Origin of the sequence: Rahnella sp. AN3-3W3 (assembly GCF_003263545.1) — a bacterium.
Taxonomy (GTDB): Bacteria; Pseudomonadota; Gammaproteobacteria; order Enterobacterales; family Enterobacteriaceae; genus Rahnella; species Rahnella variigena.
Map to the genome: position 1 here is coordinate 1 of NZ_JYDG01000001.1, position 19,447 is coordinate 19,447.

16 protein-coding genes are annotated in these 19,447 nt (G+C 49.2%); 10 read left to right on the forward strand and 6 right to left on the reverse strand.

Features of this window, described 5'->3' with window-relative positions:
• Positions 1-215 precede the first annotated feature (215 nt).
• The gene (locus UC15_RS00005) at positions 216-1,877 is read left to right on the forward strand and encodes a methyl-accepting chemotaxis protein (RefSeq protein WP_112286529.1); all 1,662 of its coding nucleotides are present in this window, start codon (positions 216-218) and stop codon (positions 1,875-1,877) included.
• Positions 1,878-2,001: 124 nt separating this feature from the next.
• The gene (locus tag UC15_RS00010; RefSeq protein ID WP_112286530.1) at positions 2,002-2,889 is read left to right on the forward strand and encodes an extended-spectrum class A beta-lactamase RAHN-4; all 888 of its coding nucleotides are present in this window, start codon (positions 2,002-2,004) and stop codon (positions 2,887-2,889) included.
• An 83-nt stretch (positions 2,890-2,972) separates the two neighbouring features.
• Here the strand turns inward: UC15_RS00010 and UC15_RS00015 are convergent, their stop codons facing one another.
• Positions 2,973-3,962, reverse strand: a complete 990-nt coding sequence (locus UC15_RS00015) for an aldo/keto reductase (protein ID WP_112286531.1) — start codon at positions 3,960-3,962, stop codon at positions 2,973-2,975.
• Between the two features lie 750 nt (positions 3,963-4,712).
• Between UC15_RS00015 and UC15_RS00020 the strand changes: the two genes are divergently transcribed.
• Complete coding sequence (locus tag UC15_RS00020) at positions 4,713-6,098, forward strand: diaminobutyrate--2-oxoglutarate transaminase (RefSeq protein ID WP_112286532.1); 1,386 nt, start codon at positions 4,713-4,715, stop codon at positions 6,096-6,098.
• Positions 6,099-6,116: 18 nt separating this feature from the next.
• Entirely contained in the window at positions 6,117-7,589 is a 1,473-nt protein-coding gene (locus UC15_RS00025) for an aspartate aminotransferase family protein (protein ID WP_112286533.1), read from the forward strand.
• A gap of 168 nt (positions 7,590-7,757) precedes the next feature.
• Here UC15_RS00025 and UC15_RS00030 read toward each other — a convergent pair whose 3' ends face one another.
• A complete protein-coding gene (locus UC15_RS00030) occupies positions 7,758-8,135 on the reverse strand; it encodes a hypothetical protein (RefSeq protein WP_112286534.1) in 378 nt (125 codons plus the stop codon).
• Complete coding sequence (locus tag UC15_RS00035; protein WP_112286535.1) at positions 8,135-8,755, reverse strand: hypothetical protein; 621 nt, start codon at positions 8,753-8,755, stop codon at positions 8,135-8,137. Before UC15_RS00035 ends, UC15_RS00030 begins: the two co-directional genes overlap by 1 nt.
• Positions 8,756-9,042: 287 nt before the next feature.
• On the opposite strand from UC15_RS00035, the gene UC15_RS00040 reads away from it, so the two are divergent.
• Positions 9,043-10,155 (forward strand): mechanosensitive ion channel family protein, encoded by a 1,113-nt coding sequence (locus UC15_RS00040; RefSeq protein WP_112286536.1) that lies wholly within the window; start codon positions 9,043-9,045, stop codon positions 10,153-10,155.
• Positions 10,156-10,214: 59 nt separating this feature from the next.
• Here the strand turns inward: UC15_RS00040 and UC15_RS00045 are convergent, their stop codons facing one another.
• The gene (locus UC15_RS00045) at positions 10,215-11,537 is read right to left on the reverse strand and encodes a serine hydrolase (RefSeq protein WP_112286537.1); all 1,323 of its coding nucleotides are present in this window, start codon (positions 11,535-11,537) and stop codon (positions 10,215-10,217) included.
• A gap of 118 nt (positions 11,538-11,655) precedes the next feature.
• Here UC15_RS00045 and UC15_RS00050 point away from each other — a divergent pair, with 118 nt between their 5' ends.
• The 5 genes from UC15_RS00050 (at position 11,656) to UC15_RS00070 (ending at position 17,878) form a co-directional block, all read left to right on the forward strand.
• Positions 11,656-12,552: a LysR family transcriptional regulator gene (locus tag UC15_RS00050; RefSeq protein WP_112286538.1), complete on the forward strand. Its 897-nt coding sequence runs from the start codon at positions 11,656-11,658 to the stop codon at positions 12,550-12,552.
• Positions 12,553-12,690: 138 nt separating this feature from the next.
• Positions 12,691-13,527, forward strand: coding sequence for an alpha/beta fold hydrolase (locus tag UC15_RS00055; protein ID WP_112286539.1), 837 nt, complete (start codon positions 12,691-12,693; stop codon positions 13,525-13,527).
• Between the two features lie 374 nt (positions 13,528-13,901).
• Positions 13,902-14,912: a LacI family DNA-binding transcriptional regulator gene (locus UC15_RS00060; RefSeq protein ID WP_112286540.1), complete on the forward strand. Its 1,011-nt coding sequence runs from the start codon at positions 13,902-13,904 to the stop codon at positions 14,910-14,912.
• A gap of 124 nt (positions 14,913-15,036) precedes the next feature.
• A complete protein-coding gene (locus tag UC15_RS00065; protein WP_112286541.1) occupies positions 15,037-16,458 on the forward strand; it encodes a glycoside-pentoside-hexuronide (GPH):cation symporter in 1,422 nt (473 codons plus the stop codon).
• A 58-nt stretch (positions 16,459-16,516) separates the two neighbouring features.
• Positions 16,517-17,878 carry a NosD domain-containing protein gene (locus tag UC15_RS00070; protein ID WP_112286542.1) on the forward strand — a complete coding sequence of 454 codons (1,362 nt, stop codon included), beginning with the start codon at positions 16,517-16,519 and terminating at the stop codon, positions 17,876-17,878.
• Between the two features lie 146 nt (positions 17,879-18,024).
• Here the strand turns inward: UC15_RS00070 and UC15_RS00075 are convergent, their stop codons facing one another.
• A complete protein-coding gene (locus UC15_RS00075; RefSeq protein WP_112286543.1) occupies positions 18,025-18,297 on the reverse strand; it encodes a YqjD family protein in 273 nt (90 codons plus the stop codon).
• Between the two features lie 347 nt (positions 18,298-18,644).
• Positions 18,645-19,142 carry a ferritin-like domain-containing protein gene (locus tag UC15_RS00080; RefSeq protein WP_112286544.1) on the reverse strand — a complete coding sequence of 166 codons (498 nt, stop codon included), beginning with the start codon at positions 19,140-19,142 and terminating at the stop codon, positions 18,645-18,647.
• Between the last annotated feature and the right edge of the window lie 305 nt (positions 19,143-19,447).

The following is a 19,447-nucleotide window of genomic DNA, read 5'->3' on the forward strand; positions in this document are numbered from 1 at the left end:
CCCCACCCCAACCCTCCCCTTCGCAGGGGAGGGAGCAGAATGGTCATCCTTATTTACACTTTCCTAATATTCTCTTCGCTAAAGATTCCTTTATTTATACCGATAACCCTGTTGGATTAAATAAATATCTGCAAAGTAGTTCCTCTATGTAATCAATATTTTGAAATATTTTTTCATTGTATTTATTTTATTGGCCAGGAAACAAGGGAGAAAGAATGTTTAAAGCGATCAACAATATGCGTGTCGGTGCCCGTCTGGGTGCGGCATTTAGTCTGGTGATACTGCTGCTGATCATCGTCAGCGTAACGGCAGTGACGAAATTAAGCAGTATTAACAGCACTATCGAACAAATAGTCAGCGACCGTTATGTCAAAGTGCGGCTGGCATTTGATGTCCGTGACGGGGTGAACGATCAGATTAAATATCTTCGCGGTATTGTCATCGATACCAAAAATCCTGAGCAAAATAAAAAACGTTATTTACAGCTTGATGACACCGTTAAACAAACTAATTTAGCGATGGATAAAATCGCCGCTATTCAGACTACCGTGGTCGGCAAACAGAAGATTAAAGCGTTGCAGGATGCGAGTGATACCTTTGAAGCCGCGAAAGAACAACTGGTCAATTTAGCGCGTGCCGGGGATATGGACGGCGCGACGGAATTCGTTCTGCGCAAACTGACCACGTCGCAAAATGCTTATCTGGATCTGGCAACGGCGTTTGCCGACTCGCAGGATCAGCAGTTACAGAGCGAAGGCAAAACGGCGATTGCCGATGGCGCAACGGCGATTCAGCTGACACTGATTTTCTCCGCGCTGGCGGTTCTGGTGGCGGCCGCGCTGGGCTTCTTCCTCACCCGTTCTATCACCCGTCCGCTGCATACCGCCGTAAAAGTGGCGGAAAACGTCGCGGCAGGGGATCTGACCACGCAAATCCGCGTGACATCAAACGATGAAACCGGTCAGCTCATGCAGGGGCTGAAAAACATGAACGAAAACCTGCTGAAGATTGTGACCGAAGTGCGTGCGGGTACCAACGCGATCCATAGCGCGTCCGGTGAAATCGCGGCCGGAAACCTGGATTTGTCTTCACGCACCGAACAGCAGGCCAGTTCGCTGGAAGAAACGGCCTCGGCCATGGAGCAGATGACCGCGACTGTGAAGCAGAATGCGGATAACGCGCGTCAGGCCAATCAGCTGGCGGCGCAGGCTTCCCGCGTGGCTGTGCAGGGCGGAGAAGTGGTGGGCGAAGTGGTTCACACCATGGAAGGCATCAATGCGTCTTCACGAAAAATCGTCGATATCATTGCCGTAATTGACGGTATTGCGTTCCAGACCAATATTCTGGCGCTGAACGCTGCGGTTGAAGCCGCGCGTGCCGGTGAGCAGGGGCGCGGTTTTGCGGTAGTGGCTTCTGAGGTGCGGAATCTGGCGCAACGGTCTGCCAGTGCTGCGAAAGAGATCAAAGTGCTGATTGACGATTCTGTAGCGAAAGTGGATAACGGCACGCAACTGGTCGCCAAAGCCGGTTCGACGATGGCGGAAGTGGTGTCCAGCGTGAAAAGCGTGACCGACATTGTGGGCGAAATCGCTATCGCCAGTCACGAACAGAGCACCGGCATTGAGGAAATCAATAAAGCCATTACGCAGATGGATGAAGTGACGCAGCAGAACGCCGCACTGGTTCAGGAAGCGTCATCGGCAGCGTATTCTCTCAATGAGCAGGCGGAGCGTTTATCACAAGCCATCAGCATCTTTAAAGTCAGCGCTGGTTCTGCGACGGCGCTGCGTAAGGCTGCTCACGCGAAAACACCGGCCTTGTTGTCAAACCGCCAGCCGGTTCCTGCCGTTGAAGAAGGTAACTGGGAAACCTTTTAAACTTCCGCATAGTTTCTGAAAATTTCTGTTTTACGTCTGAAACCCGACAAATTCTGTCGGGTTTTTTACTTTATGTGTCAGCTTTTGCCATAATCCCTTCGCCAATATAAAGGAGAAGGCTTTGATGATGAAAAATACCCTGCGTAAAACCGTGCTGATGGCAGCGGCTGTGGTGCCAATGCTCGCATTCAGCGCCCCGTCATGGGCGCAAACTGCGACGAAAATGACGTCAGTTCAGCAACAGCTGACGGCGCTGGAAAAAGAAAGCGGCGGACGTCTTGGCGTGATGCTGATTGATACTGCGGACAACTCGCAAATTGCTTATCGTGCGGATGAACGTTTTGCGATGTGCAGCACCAGTAAGTTCATGGCGGCTTCGGCGATCCTGAAAGAGAGCGAAGTGAAGAAAAATCTCCTTACTCAGCATGTCGGGCTGAAAAAATCGGATCTGGTGAATTACAACCCGATTACCGAAAAGCATCTCAACGAGGGTATGACGATTGGCGAACTGGCGGCAGCGGCCTTGCAATACAGTGATAACACCGCCATGAATAAGCTTATCGAACATCTCGGCGGGCCACACAAAGTCACCGATTATGCACGTACGCTGGGCGACAACACTTTCCGTCTGGATCGCACCGAACCGACGCTGAACACCGCCATTCCGGGCGATGAGCGCGACACCACGTCACCGCGTGCGATGGCGCTGAGCCTGCAACACGCGACGCTGGGCTCCGCGCTGGCGGAACCGCAGCGCGCACAACTGGTGGAATGGATGAAAGGGAATACCACCGGCGCGATGAGCATCCGCGCAGGATTACCGGCGACCTGGATTGTCGGCGATAAAACCGGCAGCGGTGATTACGGCACGACCAATGATATCGCAGTGATCTGGCCTGAAAACAAAGCGCCGCTGGTGCTGGTGACGTATTTCACCCAACCGGAAAAAGATGCAAAATCCCGTCGTGATGTGCTGGCAAGTGCGGCGAAGATTGTGACGCAGGGTTATTGATCCACGCGCATAAAGATTAATTAAAACAATAAGAAAAGGGTCCGCAGGGACCCTTTTTTGTGTCTGTTTAACGCCTGATCCGGTTAACGGCCAACGCGTGCCATCAGTGAAGCCGGATAACGGTCGCCCTGAACTTTCACGGTCTCCAGTGCGGTGGCTATGGTGCGCAGTTCGGCATCTGACAGCGTGACCTCAGCAGCGCCGAGATTTTCTTCCAGACGGTGCAGTTTAGTGGTGCCAGGGATCGGCACTATCCACGGTTTCTGTGCCAGCAGCCAGGCTAACGCTATCTGCGCGGGCGTCACTTTTTTGTCCTGAGCAATCTGGTGAATAACTGTGATCAACTGCTGGTTGGCCGCCAGTGCTTGCGGAGAAAAACGTGGCACAAGGCTCCGGAAATCATCACTGCCGAACGTTGAATCTGCGGTAATCGATCCGGTCAGGAAGCCTTTACCGAGCGGACTGAATGGCACAAAGCCGATGCCCAGTTCCTCCAGCGTGGGGATGATTTCCTGCTCCGGCTCACGCCACCACATCGAATATTCACTTTGCAGTGCGGTCACCGGTTGTACCGCGTGCGCACGGCGAATGGTCTGCGCGCCCGCTTCAGACAGTCCGAAATGCTTCACCTTACCTTCGCTGATCAGCTCTTTCACCGTACCGGCGACGTCTTCAATCGGTACATCCGGGTCAACACGGTGCTGATAGAGCAGGTCGATAACGTCGGTTTTCAGACGCTTCAGCGAGCCTTCAACGGCCTGGCGGATATGTTCCGGGCGGCTGTTAAGGATCTGCTGCTTATTATCATCGCCGAAAGTGAAACCAAATTTTGTCGCTATCACTACTTTGTCACGAACCGGTGCCAGCGCCTCGCCAACCACTTCTTCATTGAGATAAGGGCCATAAACTTCAGCGGTATCAAAGAAAGTGACGCCCCGTTCGACGGCAGCGCGGATCAGTTCAACCGCCTGTTTGGTTCCTGTGGCAGGCCCGTAGCCATGGCTCAGACCCATACAACCCAAACCGAGTGATGAGACTTCAAGGCCGGATTTTCCCAGCAGACGTTTTTGCATGTGGTTTTCCTCTTATTAATTTCTGAAATCCTGTCATCTTGTGATTATGGAATTTTGGGATTTCCCGTTGCGGGCAACGGCAGGTGATGTAGTGCCAGTAATACTAGACGCTGGACTTTCATCAGATTAGAGGGGGTTATCTGCAAGAGCTTATGAGCAGGATTCATGAATCAATATGAGGCCGTTGTTATATCCTTAAAAAGTCGCCCTGTATTAACGGTTATAATAAGCAGTCATAAAAGTCCGGATTATTTCGTCCCTAAGTGGAATTGATCTCATTGTAATATATTTAAACATTTATATCAGGCCAATATTCAGCCAGTTACTGGCGATATAATTATTATTGACGCCCGTCTGCTGTCCCCGGGACTATAATTGCAATATTCACTATTGCGTCTGATCCGGGTATCCCAACCTGTACGGCGTCACGGCTATCTGGCCAAACCTCTTCGCGATTTCGTCAGCAGGAAGTGCCTGCCGGGACCCCTGTTTAGCCTGTGTTTTAGAGGCCGGAAGTGCTTTTTAGGCCTTTATTAATGACCCCGTAATGGGCTTAACTCAGCACGATCGTTCATTAAATCAGCAACATATTGATTAGTATGCAAAAGAATAAACAATTCTATACAAAATAAATTATTGAGGTGGGGGCAAAAAAGCCATATATTGGCCGCGTTTTTCACAGGGTACTTACTTTTAAATTCCATTTATTCAATTGCGGCGTTACCAATAACCCGCGGTTGTAGGAGAGATATGATGACGGATAAAGTCCGTATTGACAGTTTAGGTGCGAATTCATTAAACGGAAACAATGAAACCTATTTGGCGAGACAAGCTGAATTTGAATCGAATGTTCGGAGCTATCCTCGTAAATTGCCTCTGGCAATCGCGAAAGCCAATGGCGTGTGGATCACTGATGTTGAGAATAATCAATATCTTGATTGCCTGGCAGGCGCGGGTACGCTGGCTCTGGGACATAATCATCCTGACGTGCTGCAAAGCATCCAAAATGTCATTACCAGCGGCTTGCCGTTACATACACTGGATCTGACAACACCGTTGAAAGATCAGTTCTCCGAATATCTGCTTTCTGTGTTGCCACAACAGGGCAAAGGATATTGCCTGCAGTTCACCGGCCCGTCCGGTGCTGATGCTGTTGAAGCGGCAATGAAACTGGCTAAGAAAGTCACTGGCCGTACCGGTATCATCAGTTTCTCTGGTGGTTACCACGGCATGACCCACGCCACGCTGGCAGTGACCGGTAACCTGTCTCCAAAGGAAGCGGTTAACGGCATGATGCCGGAAGTGCAGTTTATGCCTTATCCGCACCAGTACCGCTGCCCGCTGGGCATTGGCGGTGACGCTGGCGTGAAAGCATTAACTTACTACTTCGAAAACCTGATCAACGACGTGGAAAGCGGCGTTCGCAAACCAGCGGCTGTGATCCTGGAAGCCGTTCAGGGCGAAGGCGGCGTGAACCCGGCTCCGGCTGAGTGGTTGCAGCGCATCCGTAAAGTAACTCAGGAACACGGCATTCTGCTGATCCTCGATGAAGTACAGGCGGGTTTCTGCCGTACCGGCAAACAGTTCGCCTTCGAACACGCAGGTATTGAGCCGGACATCATTGTGATGTCTAAAGCGGTGGGCGGTGGTCTGCCACTTGCCGTTCTGGGTATCAAAAAAGAGTTCGACGCCTGGGCGCCGGGTCACCACACCGGGACCTTCCGCGGCAACCAGCTGGCGATGGCGACCGGCCTGACCACGCTGAAAATCCTGAAAGAAGAAAAAATTGCCGAGAAAGTGGCTGCACAGGGCGAGTGGCTGAAAGGCAAACTGGCTGAGATGCAGAAACGTTACCCGGTAATCGGTCACGTGCGCGGTCTGGGTCTGATGATCGGTATCGAGATCGTGAAACCGAACGAAGCGCAGGATCATATGGGTTGCTATCCGGCTGACGGCGAGCTTTCTGCCCTGTTGCAGAAAAAATGCTTCGAAGCAGGTCTGATCCTCGAACGCGGTGGCCGTAATGGTTGCGTTCTTCGCCTGTTGCCTTCCCTGCTGATCACCAATGATGAGCTGGGTATTTTCCTCGATAAGTTTGAGCAGGCGCTGTTAGCGGCTGGCGTCAAGCCTGTCTGAGCGGAGTAAGAGATTCTGATGTCCGAGTTAAACCCGATTCTGGCAGGTTCAGCGCAAAGCACTGAAGCCTATCAGCAAGCCATTGCGCAGAGCAGTGAAGCTGTTGTGCAGTGGCTGCAACAACCTGAGATGTATCAGGGCAAAACCGTTGCTGAGCTGCGCGAACGTATCAAACTGGACTTCAATCCAAACGGCCTGGGTAACCAGGCCGCGATTGAACGCGCCATTGAATACTTTTTAAAAGACAGTCTGTCTGTACATCATCCGCAGTGTGTTGCGCATCTGCATTGCCCGAGTCTGGTCGTCAGCCAGGCCGCGGAAGTGCTGATCAACGCCACTAACCAGAGCATGGACTCCTGGGATCAAAGCCCGTCAGCGACCATCATCGAGATGAAACTGATCGAATGGCTGCGTACTCAGGTTGGCTATCAGGCTGGAGACGCGGGCGTGTTCACCAGCGGCGGCACCCAGAGCAATCTGATGGGGCTGATGCTGGCGCGTGATGCCTTCTTTGCCCGTCAGGGTCATTCCATTCAGCAGGATGGTCTGGTCGGTAATCTGCGTAAAGTTAAAGTGTTATGTTCTGAAAACGCGCATTTCTCTGTGCAGAAGAACATGGCATTGCTCGGTCTGGGGTATCAGTGCGTGACGCTGGTGAAAACCGACGAGTTCGCGCGTATGGATCTCAACGATCTACGCGAGAAAGTCGCACAGGCGCAGGCCAATGGCGATCAGATACTCGCGATCGTGGCGACCGCCGGGACCACCGACGCCGGTGCTATCGACCCGCTGCGCGCCATTGCTGAACTGGCCGCTGAGCATCAGATTTGGGTTCATGTGGATGCGGCGTGGGGCGGTGCTCTGTTGCTGTCCGAAAAATACCGCGACTATCTGGACGGCATCGAGTTAGTGGATTCCATCACTCTGGACTTCCACAAACAGTTCTTCCAGACCATCAGCTGTGGCGCGTTCCTGCTTAAAGAAGAACGTCATTACGAGCTGATGCGCTATCAGGCGGCTTATCTGAACTCTGAGTTCGACGAAGCTGCTGGCGTACCGAATCTGGTGTCCAAATCACTGCAAACCACCCGCCGTTTCGATGCACTGAAACTGTGGATGGGTCTTGAGGCGTTAGGCCAGAAACAGTATGCCGCTATCATCGATCACGGTGTGACGATGGCGCAGGAAGTCGCGCAGTATGTGACCTCTGAAGCCGCGCTGGAACTGGTGATGAAGCCGCAGCTGGCGAGCGTGCTGTTCCGTTATCGTCCTGAGCAACTGGCGGGCAGCAGCGATGCGGCTATCGCGTTGCTGAACCAGAAAATCGGCGATGCGCTGCTGGAATCTGGTCGCGCCAACGTAGGTGTTACTGAGCATAGCGGCGTGACCTGCCTGAAACTGACTCTGCTGAACCCGACGGTGACGCTGGAAGACGTAAAAGTTCTGCTGGCGCTTGTTGAGAAAACCGCACAGCAACTGCTGAACCAGTAAGTTTTAGTTCTGCGCCCAAACGCTGCGAAAAGCCGGTGATACGAAAATGTCACCGGCTTTTTTATGTCCTTATTCACCGCAGGCCCTTTGTATTGCTGAACCACGGGAAAAAAGAACCCACCTGATGGTGGGCTGTGTAAGGCGTAATGCTTAAAGTATGCGACTCAGCTAAATCAGGGTTTGCTTGTCAGGTAATTTCATTGGCGGGTGAGCGGAGTAATGAACAAATCTTGCCGATGTAGTATTTTCATTTTGATAATGCACCACATGGCTTGATGTCCAGTCACCAAACGGCTTGCTCTGATTATATGACTGGTGACCGACATGGTAATGCCAGAGTCTGTTGGCGATTGCATACTGGATCAATTCCAGCCTCCTGGTGTGATTGAGACTGACTCCTGCTGAGGACTTATTCCTTCCCGGCAGGGAACTAAATCCACTTGACTTCAGCAATGCGACGAAGTCGCCCACGACCTTAACCTCTTCTTTTTTCAGGGTTAACATCAAATTAATGAATGATTGTGAATAAGTTACACTGACAGTCATTATGCATCCTTTCTCATTGACTCGATCCAATTGGCAAACTCTTCACCAGTAGTAACCCAATCAGGGTGGTTAACGCTTTTTGACTGGATAGATTGGGACATCACGTTAAGGTCATACGAAAATTCGTCGCTGCTTTGGGTCTGATACAGAGCAACGAGCTCACAGAGTTCAGTAGTTATTTTTTGATAATCTTCAAAAGATTGCAGTGCCTTCGTTTTCATATATCGCAGATGCATGATGTGGGGAGCCCAGGCTTCATGCATTTCGGCTTTAAAAAAGGTATATAGCATTCTTTTATTACCTAGCGAAATCTCAGCAACCCGTGAACGAAGATTTTCGGCTGAGTTCTCTTTAATCTGAAGGCTTTCTATGTCTGCTTCAGTTCCTGATTTCAGAGCCAAAATCATTTTGCTGCCTTCGACACATTGAAGCCTCACCGAATCAACAATGGCATCTGTTTTCTTTATTGCGTCCAACACCTGTTTTTTAGTCAGTGAACGATGATGGCTTCGATCAAAATCATCCAGGGGCCGCTCAACCGCCTGAGAAGCCTTTCTAAATATGCCATCAACCTTATCCAGGTCGGGGCTAAAAAATGCCAAAGCTTCAATGCCAATCATCTCATTCATCCTTTGAGTTTATGGTGTATATCCCTTTACCGCAAACAGCCCGTAATCTTTGTTCGGGCAGATCCTTACTTATTTCATAACATCGGATTTCATAACATCGGACTCGCCCCAGAAATCATAGTAAACGAGCCAGTCACTCATTTATATACCGATGGCGCTAAGCCTTTAGCACGTTCTCTTTTCAGAAAACCCGCCTATTCACCGAACTTTCCTATTCTTCCGACCGCCCGGGCCTCGTTTCCTATACTGGTACTTTGTGCTGAAAACGGGGAGGGACGATGAATTTTCTGTCACACTTCAATTTTATCGCGCTGGTGATGACACCGGCATTTTGGATTGGCGTCGCGACGATGGTGGTGGTTACGCTGGTGACTTACTGGCTGCTGAGCTGGTTACTGTCGTTTCTGCGCAAAGGCGTTAAGAGCTGGGGAGAGGTGCATCCGGCGACCAACAGAATGCGATTTATATTGGGCGATATGCTCAACCGCACTAATAATCTGCTGATATTTGTCGCCGCATTCCTGTTCAGCCTGCGGTTCGTCAATCTGCCGGACAATCTCTACAACACCATCAGCCATGCGTGGTTTCTGGTGCTGGCGCTGCAAATGGCGCTATGGCTCGATCAGGGTGTGGTGTCGTGGTTGCGGCATATCATGCGGCAGCCGGGCATGAACAAAAATCCGGTGACGCTGGTGATCACCGGGCTGATATTCCGCGCGATGGTCTGGTCGGTAATGCTGTTATCCATTCTGGCTAACGTTGGCGTCAACATTACCGCGCTGGTCGCCAGTCTGGGCGTGGGCGGTATTGCTATCGCGCTGGCTATCCAGACCATCCTCAGCGATGTATTTGCCTCGCTGTCGATTGGCTTTGATAAGCCTTTCGAAATTGGTGATTTTGTGGTGTTCAATGATGTCGCCGGTACGGTTGAACATATCGGCCTGAAGACCACGCGCATCCGCAGCCTGAGCGGGGAACAGATTGTCTGCGGGAATGCCATTTTGCTTCAGCAGACGCTGCATAATTACAAGCGTATGCAGACCCGCCGCATCGTGTTTAATTATGGTATCGCCATCAATACCCCGCCGGATAAGCTGCGCAATATCGGTGACATGGTCAAAGGGATTATTATCGATGTCGGCGAAACCAAATTTGACCGGGCTCATCTGCTGGGCTTTGGCACCGACCGTTTGAATATTGAGGTGGTTCATATCGTTAATACCGCCGACTACAATAAATATATGGATATCCAGCAGGAAATTAATATCCGCATTATCGAAAAGCTCATGGAAAAAGGAATTGAGATGGCGCTGCCTAATATGATTGTTAAAACACCGGAGAAAAGTGGCGTTGGAGAATGGGAAGCTGCCAGCGCAAAACCGCAGGGTTAGGATAAAAGACAGGTTTGCCGCATATCGAAACGCTGCAACCCTGTCTTTTTTGGATCTGATTAACGTAACTGCTGTGCGATGGCGCTGTACATCAGCGACGCTTCCAGCGGTTGCGCGCTGAAATCAGGTTCTGCCTGCGGCCATGTTGACCACTGAACAATAACCAGGTTTTCCGCGCGATTCACCATAATCACCTGACCATAAATACCCAGCGCCCACATCGAACCTTTTAGCGATTCAGACGGCGCTGGCGTGACGTTTTTGGCATTGGCGGGCACGGCATTATTCCACCACTGATAGCCGTACATCCCTTCCGGATGCGCAGCTGAAACCGAATTCTTCGCCTTATTCCAGTCTGCCGCCTGTTCCAGCCAGTGTTCAGGCAGAATTGTTTTACCGTCCGGCAACTGGCCACCGCTTATTACAAACTCGCCGAAACGTCCCCAGTCTTCTAACGTCGCGTTAAAGCCGTGCGCCCCTACGTCATGTTTTCCCTGCTGATACGAGTGCCAGACGCCATCCTGGGCCATGCCGTAAGGCTGCCAGAGGGTTTTTTCCAAATATTTCGCCAGCGGCATACCGGTGGCTTTTTCCAGCACATCGCCCAGCAGCCATGCACCGCCAGAAGAATACGACCAGGATTCACCCGCCGGATGCGCGCGTTTCAAACCCGTAATGATTTTACGAACGCAATCGTAGGTGCCCGGCTGCGCTTCACATTGGGTGAGATGAGCAAAATCTGATTCAGGATTAGTGTAGTCCTCATTCCATGCCACGCCGGAGGTGTGCTGAATAAGCTGGCGCAGCGTGACGCCTTCCCACGCGGTGCCTTTGAGATCCGGCTCGTAATCGGTGATGAGGTCATTCAGTGATTTGATTTTTCCCTCTTTGATCGCAATCCCGACCAGTGTTGACACCACGGATTTCCCTACAGAACGCGATGTCCACAAGGTGTGGTCTGTATTGCCTTCGCCCAGATATTTGTACGCGATTTTGCCGTTCTTCAGCACCAGCATGCCGGTTACATTTTCACGCTTCAGGTAATCCTGCAGCGTATAGGTTTTACCGTTCACGCTGTACGTCGGATCCTGAAGTTGTTTTTCTGCCTGTACGAATGGCGTGGCCTTGCCATGACGGAAAACGTCGCCAGCATAATTGCGGTAGTCGTTACGAAAACCGATGACACGGGCGGCCTGATCCCAGTTCAGCATGTCTTTGGTATCCGGCAGCGTTTTATCGAATGGCGTCGGACAGGTGCTGAGTTCGATACCACCGCAGTCCTGTGGTTGTTCTGCAAAAGCAGGCGTCATAAACGAGACTGCTGCACTCATGGCCACAGCCAGCATCAGAGGTTTTAAGAGGGGATGATTCCGTGTTTTCATGTTTTCACTTATCCATCAGAGTATCGGGAAATATGAGTATAAGGAGGGTAAATGGTTTAAAAAAATCAGCTGATGGGGGAAAATCCCCCAATAAAATGACATTTACAGGGAGCAGAACATGTCAGCGTTACGTTATTCCTTCTCACAGATAGAGGCTTTTGCCTGTGTCGCTGAACAGGGGAATTTATCCCGTGCCGCGTTATCACTGGGTAAAGATCGCACCACGCTGCGTGATTTAATTGATTATTTCGAGGATGCGCTGGGCTATCCGCTGTTTATCCGTCAGGGGCGCACGCTGGTGCTGACGGAGCAAGGACAGCAACTCCACCGGCAGGCACATTTGCTGATGCGTCAGGCTCAGGCCTTTGAGTTTTACGCGCAGTCGCTGCCGCAGCCTGAGCAGCAGGAACTGGTGATGGTCTACGACCCCTTCATCTCGCAGGCGTTTATCGACGCGGTTATCGTGATGATGTCGAAAGAGGGGATCCGTTTCAGCGCATGGAGCGCATCGCGGGAAGAGGCCGAAGCGGCTCTGACTGCCGGGACGGCCCAGATTGCAGTCTGTCAGGCAAATAATCGTGCGCTGGGGATGGATATGGAATGGTGCGCGCTGGGCAATATTGAACTGGATTTTTACGCCGCAAGCGGTTTGTTTCAGCATCAGCAGCGTCCGCTGACGTTGCTCAATCTTTCCCTGAAACCTCAGCTGGTCATGCATCACAAACATGATGAGCAGATTGCCCGCCGGTTACAAATTTCCGGGCATACCCTGTATGTCAACGAGCGTTCTGCGCTGCGCAGTTTGCTGGAAAATGCGCAGGGGTGGGGATTTTTACCCACACATTATCAGGCATCGACATGGAAGGATGTGCAGGCGATTGAGACGGAAGTGGGCAATCAGGGACTGACCATTACGATGGTGGCTATCTGGCAGCCCGGTCAGACAAAGCAACCGGTCACTGGCAGATTAATCAGTGCACTGCCGGAATTATGGCGTAACAGCCTTCAGGGCTGAAGGATGTGATCGCCGGATAAACGTGCCCTCAGGCAGGCAATTTCAGCGGGCTTTGCTACGCTTTCTTAGCATCCTGTATCTGAACCTCGCCCTGCAAACCATACTGTTTTCCCGAAAATCTGCTGAGGAGTTCATTCTATGCCTTTTGTTAAAACGAAAGACGGCGTCAATATTTTCTTCAAAGACTGGGGGCCGAAAGACAAGCAACCGGTTGTTTTCCATCATGGATGGCCGCTGAGTGCGGATGACTGGGACAATCAGATGTTGTTCTTCCTCTCCGAAGGTTTTCGTGTGATCGCCATCGACCGTCGCGGACACGGGCGTTCGGATCAGACCAGTGAAGGTAACGATATGGATCACTATGCGTCCGATGCTTCCGCTGTCGCCGAACATCTTGATCTGCATGATGCGGTGCATATCGGCCATTCAACGGGCGGGGGACAGGTTGCCCGCTATGTGGCGCAATACGGCCAGCCGCAGGGACGTGTGGCGAAAGCGGTGCTGATCAGCGCGGTTCCGCCGCTGATGGTGAAGACGGATGCTAATCCCGACGGTACACCGATTGCCGTCTTCGATGGTTTTCGCAGTGCGCTCGCCGCAAACCGCGCGCAGTTTTATTTAGACGTCGCTTCCGGGCCTTTCTACGGGTTTAACCGCGATGGGGCAGAAGTGTCACAAGGCACCATCAATAACTGGTGGCGTCAGGGTATGACCGGCAGCGCCAATGCGCATTACGAAGGAATCAAGGCGTTTTCAGAAACGGATCAGACCGACGATCTGAAAGCCATTACTGTGCCGACGCTGGTCTTGCAGGGGGATGACGATCAGGTTGTACCCTATAAAGATGCTGTTCTCCTGCAGGATAAACTGCTGGCAGACAGCACCCTTAAGATTTATCCGGGCTATCCTCACGGTATGCACACCACGCACGCCGACGTGATCAATAAGGATATTCTGGCGTTTATTCGCGGATAATTCCTGCGTCATTTACGTCATACATTTTTTTAAACAAAGACCCGCTGAAATGGCGGGTTTTTTCTGCAAGGCATAAAAAAGCCCGTCAGGGGAAACGGGCGTTTTTAAGGTTACAAGGGGAAGTCTTGAGATTTCTGTAGGTTGCTACAGAGATGTTCACTATACACTCCCTGTGTGACAGAAATGTGTAGGAGAATTCTGGTTCTTTTCGCAAAACCATTTTCCACGGCTGGTGCAGAATAACCGCAGAGGATACTTAAATTGAGCGGATAAACACGGATCCATGTAACGCGACAACATGTGAACTGGCTTACATTTTTGACCTTTATCACACTTTATAGTGAAGCCCTTGTTAAGCGACGCAGCTCATTATTATGGCATCCATCAAAGACGTAGCCAAAAAAGCGGGAGTCTCTACTGCTACCGTATCACGCGTTCTGAATAACCATCGCGGTGTGATACCAGAAACACGTAAAGTGGTTCGTGAGGCAATGGATTACCTGTGCTATGTGCCAAGTAAGAGTGCGTTCCAGCTCAGTGGTAAATGTTCAGGGCTTATTGCAGTGGTTTTGCCCAACCTTGTTAACCCTCATTTTTGCGAGTTACTGGCAACATTTGAAGAGGAAGCAAGATATATCGGAAAATCGGTGATCGTGAAAACTCACCAGAATCAGCCTCAGCAGGATAAGCAAATTATTCACACGTTAATTGGCATGGGAATAGACAGTCTGTTGTGGGTGCCAACAGAAGCAGAGGCCGAACTTTCGGAGTGGTTAATCGCCACCCATATTCCGGTTGCGGTGGTAACACAAGTTTCACGCTTTTTTAATTCCGTTTCTATAGACCAAAGTAAAGGTGCGGAAAGTATCGCAGAACATTTCATAAAAAGCGGACATACCACATTTGGTTTTGTTGCTCAGGAAGGAGTCGATAATAGAAAGGTTTCCTCCTGGAGTAAGAAAATAACGAGTCAGGGTTTAACTGTAGACAAAGAGAATCAATTCTGGATTGAGAAGGGTAAAGGAGAAAGAATATCAGGCCACATCAGTATCCTTGAGGATATTGTTGAGAAATTAGCAGCCCGGAAAAATCAATGTACATGCCTCTGGGTTTATAATGATGTCGCTGCCAGTTATATTATCGATGGATTAAAAGCAAGGCAGGTAGCGGTACCTCAGGATATTGCTATCGCCAGTTTCGATAATACCTTTCTGGCACAAACTAAAAAGATCACCAGCATGGTTCAACCTATAAACGAAATCGCACACCTGGCATTTACGATGGTCAATAACGAAAGTGAGCAGGAAAATATCGAAATGTATGAGATTGTCTCACGGCTTATTATCCGCGAGAGTAGTGTAACGATTAATATCACCACACTGTAATATCTTCGCATTACGATTTAACGTTGTTTGAAAGTAAATGAGATATTTTTCTAATTTTTGACACCGGTACTGGTGGTAATAACCTGTGTTTAAATTCATGACTGTGCATTATTGAGGTAACTTTATGTCTGATATTGCAATGGAAAAGCAAAGTGCTTACGGAAAGCTGCAGCTGAAAGAAAAGATCGGATACGGAATGGGGGATGCCGGCTCTTGTATGATCTGGAGTGTGCTGGCGCTTTATCTGACATGGTTTTATACCGATGTGTACGGATTATCTCCCGCAGTGGTGGGGACATTATTCCTGGTGATCCGTGTTTTTGACGCTTTCAGCGACCCGATCATGGGGGCGATTTGCGACCGCACACAAACCCGCTGGGGTAAATTCCGGCCCTGGTTATTGTGGATGGCGCTGCCATTTGGTCTTGGTGCCATATTAATGTTCACGACACCTGACCTGAGCATGAACGGAAAAATTATTTATGCCTGGGTCACTTACCTGATTATGTCGCTGATATATACCGCTATCAATATCCCCTATTGCTCAGTAGCAGGCGTGATTACACTTAATCAAAAGGAGCGGCTGGGTTGTTTGTCATGGCGTTTCTTTCTGAATGGTCTGGCAACGCTGATTGTTTCCTCCTCCATTTTACCGTTAACCGACTGGCTGGGGAACGGCAGCCGGGCCTCTGGTTTTCAGTTGACGATGGCGATCATGGGCGGTGCCGCAACGCTCATGTTCCTGTTCTGTTTTTCCAGTATTAAAGAACGCGTTGTTTCGGTTAAGTCCGGTGATTCGTTACTGAAGGATCTGAAAGATATCGCTAAAAATGACCAATGGCTGTTGATGATTTCGATTACCTTTCTTAACGTTTTCCCCGCTTTTATTCGCGGTGCGGTAACCATATATTACGCGACCTATGTGATGCAGGCTTCTGTTGGATTTATTACCTTTTTTATGGCGCTCGGTGTCGCCTGCAATATGCTGGGCAGTGTTATCGCTAAACCTCTCACTGACCGCTTTGATAAAGTTAAGTTATTCCGCATTATCAATATTATTCTCGGCATCCTCTCTTTTGCCCTATGGTTCGTTGATCCAAAATCACTGGCGCCGCTGATCACATTGTTTGTGATTATCAATATTCTGCATTTAATTCAGTCCGGGCCCATTCTGTGGGCCATGATGTCCGACGTTGACGATTACGGGGACTGGAAATTCGGCAAACGCATGACCGGTATCTCTTTCGCGGGCAATCTGTTTATGTTGAAAATGGGGCTGGCGGTAGCCGGGGCGATCGTTGCCTGGATATTGTCCTATACAGGGTACATTGCCAATAAGCCGCAACAAAATGCGCAGACTTTGCAGGGAATTATTATCATGTTCTCATTACTGCCGATGGTAAGTTATTTTATCAGCGCATTCATGGTGCGTTATTTTAAACTTAACAACACTGTTCTCGAAAAAATTAAAGTCGATCTCGCAAAACGTCAGCTGGAAAATGGCGCTGTCCCCTCGCAGGCATTCAAAGATGCTCCTGTTCTTTAATAAAAGAGCCAGTCAGATTTAGTTTCATTCGTGTTAATTTCATAGAAGGATTTAATAAATGGCGAGCAACAACTATTACGATGTCACTGAGTGGAGTGTCGGTAATCCTTATCAGGATATTGGTGAGGTGATCAACAGTATTATTGCGGATATTAAAAGCCGACAAACTGAGACGGATAATAATGAAGGAGGAAAACCCGGTGCTGTGATCTATATTCCGCCGGGAGATTATTCTCTTCTCAGTCAGGTGGTCATTGATATCAGCTATCTGAAAATTATGGGTTCAGGACATGGCTTTACCTCTTCGAGTATTCGATATAATACGCCACAAAGTGAATGGCCAAACTGGCACGAACTGTGGCCGGGCGGCAGCCGGATCCTTGTCAACATAACTCCTCCGGCTGATGCTGAGGAATATACTGGCGCTGCATTTTATGTCGCACGCAGCGGTGAACCGCGCATAAGTTCAGTTGAGTTCAGTGACTTTTGTATTGATGGATTGCACTTTGTCGATGAGGGTTCAGGAAGTGACGATCCGGAAAATAGTTATCTCAATGGCAAAACCGGTATTTATATTGCCAGCGCTCAGGACTCGTTTCGCGTCTCCGGCATGGGGTTCGTCTATCTGGAACATGGCGTGACGGTGTATAACGCCGATGCATTGTCCATACATGACAATTTTATCGCTGAATGTGGTAACTGCATTGAATTACGTGAGTCCGGGCAAGCGTCGAAAATAACCGATAATTTGATCGGCGCCGGTTATCGCGGGTATTCGATTTATGCTCAAAATTTCGGCGGGTTATTAATTACGGCAAACAATATTTTCCCGCGCGGCAAAAGCAGTGTGCATCTTTCTGGCGTTGTGCGTTCCTCTGTGTCCGCTAACAGATTCCATTCCTTTTATCCGGGAATGATGGTGCTGGAGGAGGGCAGTGCAGAAAATCTTGTCTCTGCGAACCATTTCTTCCGTGAACGTGAACCCTGGGCGCCAATGCAGGCTTACCACAATGGGTTAGATGATCTGTATGGCCTGCTCTATATCAATGGCGATAATAACTCCATTATTGGCAATCACATTTCTGAATCCATTGACACACAATACATTACTCCAGCAGGTGCAACGCCGGTAATTATCCATATTGTCGCGGGAGTGGGGAACTTTATTTCTGACAATCATATTGTTGCCACAACTGAAACAGCGCAATCAGCCGCCGCGACAGCAGGCTCTTGCTTCTCAACACAAGTGGGGGCGTTACTGGCTACCGCCGGACTGGAAGCGCTTTCTGTAACCAACGTCCTCATAGAACCAGAATCACATCAAAATACCATTCTTGATTCGGGTGCCGACTCACAGGTTGTGATGGATAAGGACGTCAACGCATTCAGAGCGACTCCTGTGCCGGGTTTGACACGTTAATGCGTTTTGGGGGCGGGTGATGAGCCCGCTCAGTTTTCCATGCTGGCAGCCGACAGGCAAAGGGGCGTCGAAAGTATCTGCGGGTCTTTCAGGCAATAAAAAAGGCCCGAAGGCCTTTTTTATGCGGACTATGCCAGCTTACTCACTTACTTACGGCCAAGCAGTAAACCCAGCACAACACCAATTGCGCCTGCCGCGATCAGACCGGACAGGGGATTTTCTTTGATCTTCTCCGCGACGTCAGAGACGACTTCACCGGCCTGAGCCGAGTATTTCCGCGCTGCGCCTTTAATCTGGTGCTTAGGAGAATCAACAAAATCGCCAAATTGTTTCTGTGCTTCACCGGCAAGCTGCTTGCCTTTGTCTTCGAGTTTATCTGCCAGATGGTTTGCGTCTGCATCGATATCATGTGATGACATATCTCTATCTCCTTTAGTTAACCGTTATTAAGCGTAGTCGATATTTTTAGATTATGGTGTTAATACAGAATAAAAAATCAGATATGCTGTAAGGATATGTTAATGGTTGAGATTTTTCTTATTTTATCTGAAGGGTCAATTTTAAGAGTTATGTCGATTGCGTAAGCGGATTGAGGTATTTGCAACTTGTGTCATTAATGAATGAAAATTGTGATATTTCTATTCCACTTAGATATTGAAGTTTCAGTTTGTATAAGGTGTTTATTTTGACTTGATTATATTTTGCCTGAAGGGAAAGATTATTCCATGTTGGCAGAGCCCGCCTGTAAGGCGGGCATTATCATGCACTAACGGGTTTTGTTGGCGGAAGCCGATTCAGATTCAGCTATCGCCGTTAATTTAATATCGGCATTTTTTTCTTCCTGCAAAGTGGCTTCCAGAAGTTTGGCCGCTTTGGTATAACCCAGTTTTTTTGCCAGTGCAGCTAAGGTGCCGTAGGTAGCAATTTCATAATGCTCCACTTTTTGTGCGGCACCGATAAGGCCTGCATCCAGCACTTCACCTTTTTCTACAGAATCAATCAGTTCTTGTGCTTCCTCTACCAGGCCTTCCATCGCATGGCATTTCATTCGTTTAATGCGCAGTTCGTCGGAGGACTCGACAACCTGATCCAGTCTTTCAATCTGACCCTGTGTTTCTTCCAGGTGAGACTTAAACGCCTCGACCAGTTTGGGATCCGTTGCAGCGCGTGCCATTTTAGGCAGCGCTTTAGTAATTTGACGTTCTGCGCTGTAAACGTCAGATAAATCATGAATAAAGAGTTCTTTCAGATTTGTAATAGACATTTTATTTTCCTGTGGGTTATTTGTGACATCCCCCTTAGCTTAGCGGTATTATAATAAATGACTGTGAATTAAGAATTTTCTCAGGTGGAATGTAACGTTTATGTAAAAAAGAATATTTAAAGGTATGACGTTATTTTAAAGCACTATTTTTTAGAAATAACTGCTTTGGATAATATTTTTTAAAATGGTCTTTTTAATACCATTCCTACGGTTAGGTCATGATTTCCCGGTTGATGTTATTTACTTTAAGGCGATTGAGGAAGGTGCGTAAATTAAAATAAGATGTTGCAATGAATATAAAAAAC

Bases quoted from the DNA above. Each gene is read 5' to 3' on its own strand.
- UC15_RS00040 (WP_112286536.1), top strand. From the start codon at position 9,043: ATGAATTTTCTGTCACACTTCAATTTTATCGCGCTGGTGATGACACCG.
- UC15_RS00055 (WP_112286539.1), top strand. From the start codon at position 12,691: ATGCCTTTTGTTAAAACGAAAGACGGCGTCAATATTTTCTTCAAAGAC.
- UC15_RS00075 (WP_112286543.1), bottom strand. From the start codon at position 18,297: ATGTCATCACATGATATCGATGCAGACGCAAACCATCTGGCAGATAAA.
- UC15_RS00035 (WP_112286535.1), bottom strand. From the start codon at position 8,755: ATGATTGGCATTGAAGCTTTGGCATTTTTTAGCCCCGACCTGGATAAG.
- UC15_RS00080 (WP_112286544.1), bottom strand. From the start codon at position 19,142: ATGTCTATTACAAATCTGAAAGAACTCTTTATTCATGATTTATCTGAC.
- UC15_RS00030 (WP_112286534.1), bottom strand. From the start codon at position 8,135: ATGACTGTCAGTGTAACTTATTCACAATCATTCATTAATTTGATGTTA.
- UC15_RS00020 (WP_112286532.1), top strand. From the start codon at position 4,713: ATGATGACGGATAAAGTCCGTATTGACAGTTTAGGTGCGAATTCATTA.
- UC15_RS00070 (WP_112286542.1), top strand. From the start codon at position 16,517: ATGGCGAGCAACAACTATTACGATGTCACTGAGTGGAGTGTCGGTAAT.
- UC15_RS00065 (WP_112286541.1), top strand. From the start codon at position 15,037: ATGTCTGATATTGCAATGGAAAAGCAAAGTGCTTACGGAAAGCTGCAG.
- UC15_RS00005 (WP_112286529.1), top strand. From the start codon at position 216: ATGTTTAAAGCGATCAACAATATGCGTGTCGGTGCCCGTCTGGGTGCG.
- UC15_RS00010 (WP_112286530.1), top strand. From the start codon at position 2,002: ATGATGAAAAATACCCTGCGTAAAACCGTGCTGATGGCAGCGGCTGTG.
- UC15_RS00050 (WP_112286538.1), top strand. From the start codon at position 11,656: ATGTCAGCGTTACGTTATTCCTTCTCACAGATAGAGGCTTTTGCCTGT.
- UC15_RS00015 (WP_112286531.1), bottom strand. From the start codon at position 3,962: ATGCAAAAACGTCTGCTGGGAAAATCCGGCCTTGAAGTCTCATCACTC.
- UC15_RS00060 (WP_112286540.1), top strand. From the start codon at position 13,902: ATGGCATCCATCAAAGACGTAGCCAAAAAAGCGGGAGTCTCTACTGCT.
- UC15_RS00045 (WP_112286537.1), bottom strand. From the start codon at position 11,537: ATGAAAACACGGAATCATCCCCTCTTAAAACCTCTGATGCTGGCTGTG.
- UC15_RS00025 (WP_112286533.1), top strand. From the start codon at position 6,117: ATGTCCGAGTTAAACCCGATTCTGGCAGGTTCAGCGCAAAGCACTGAA.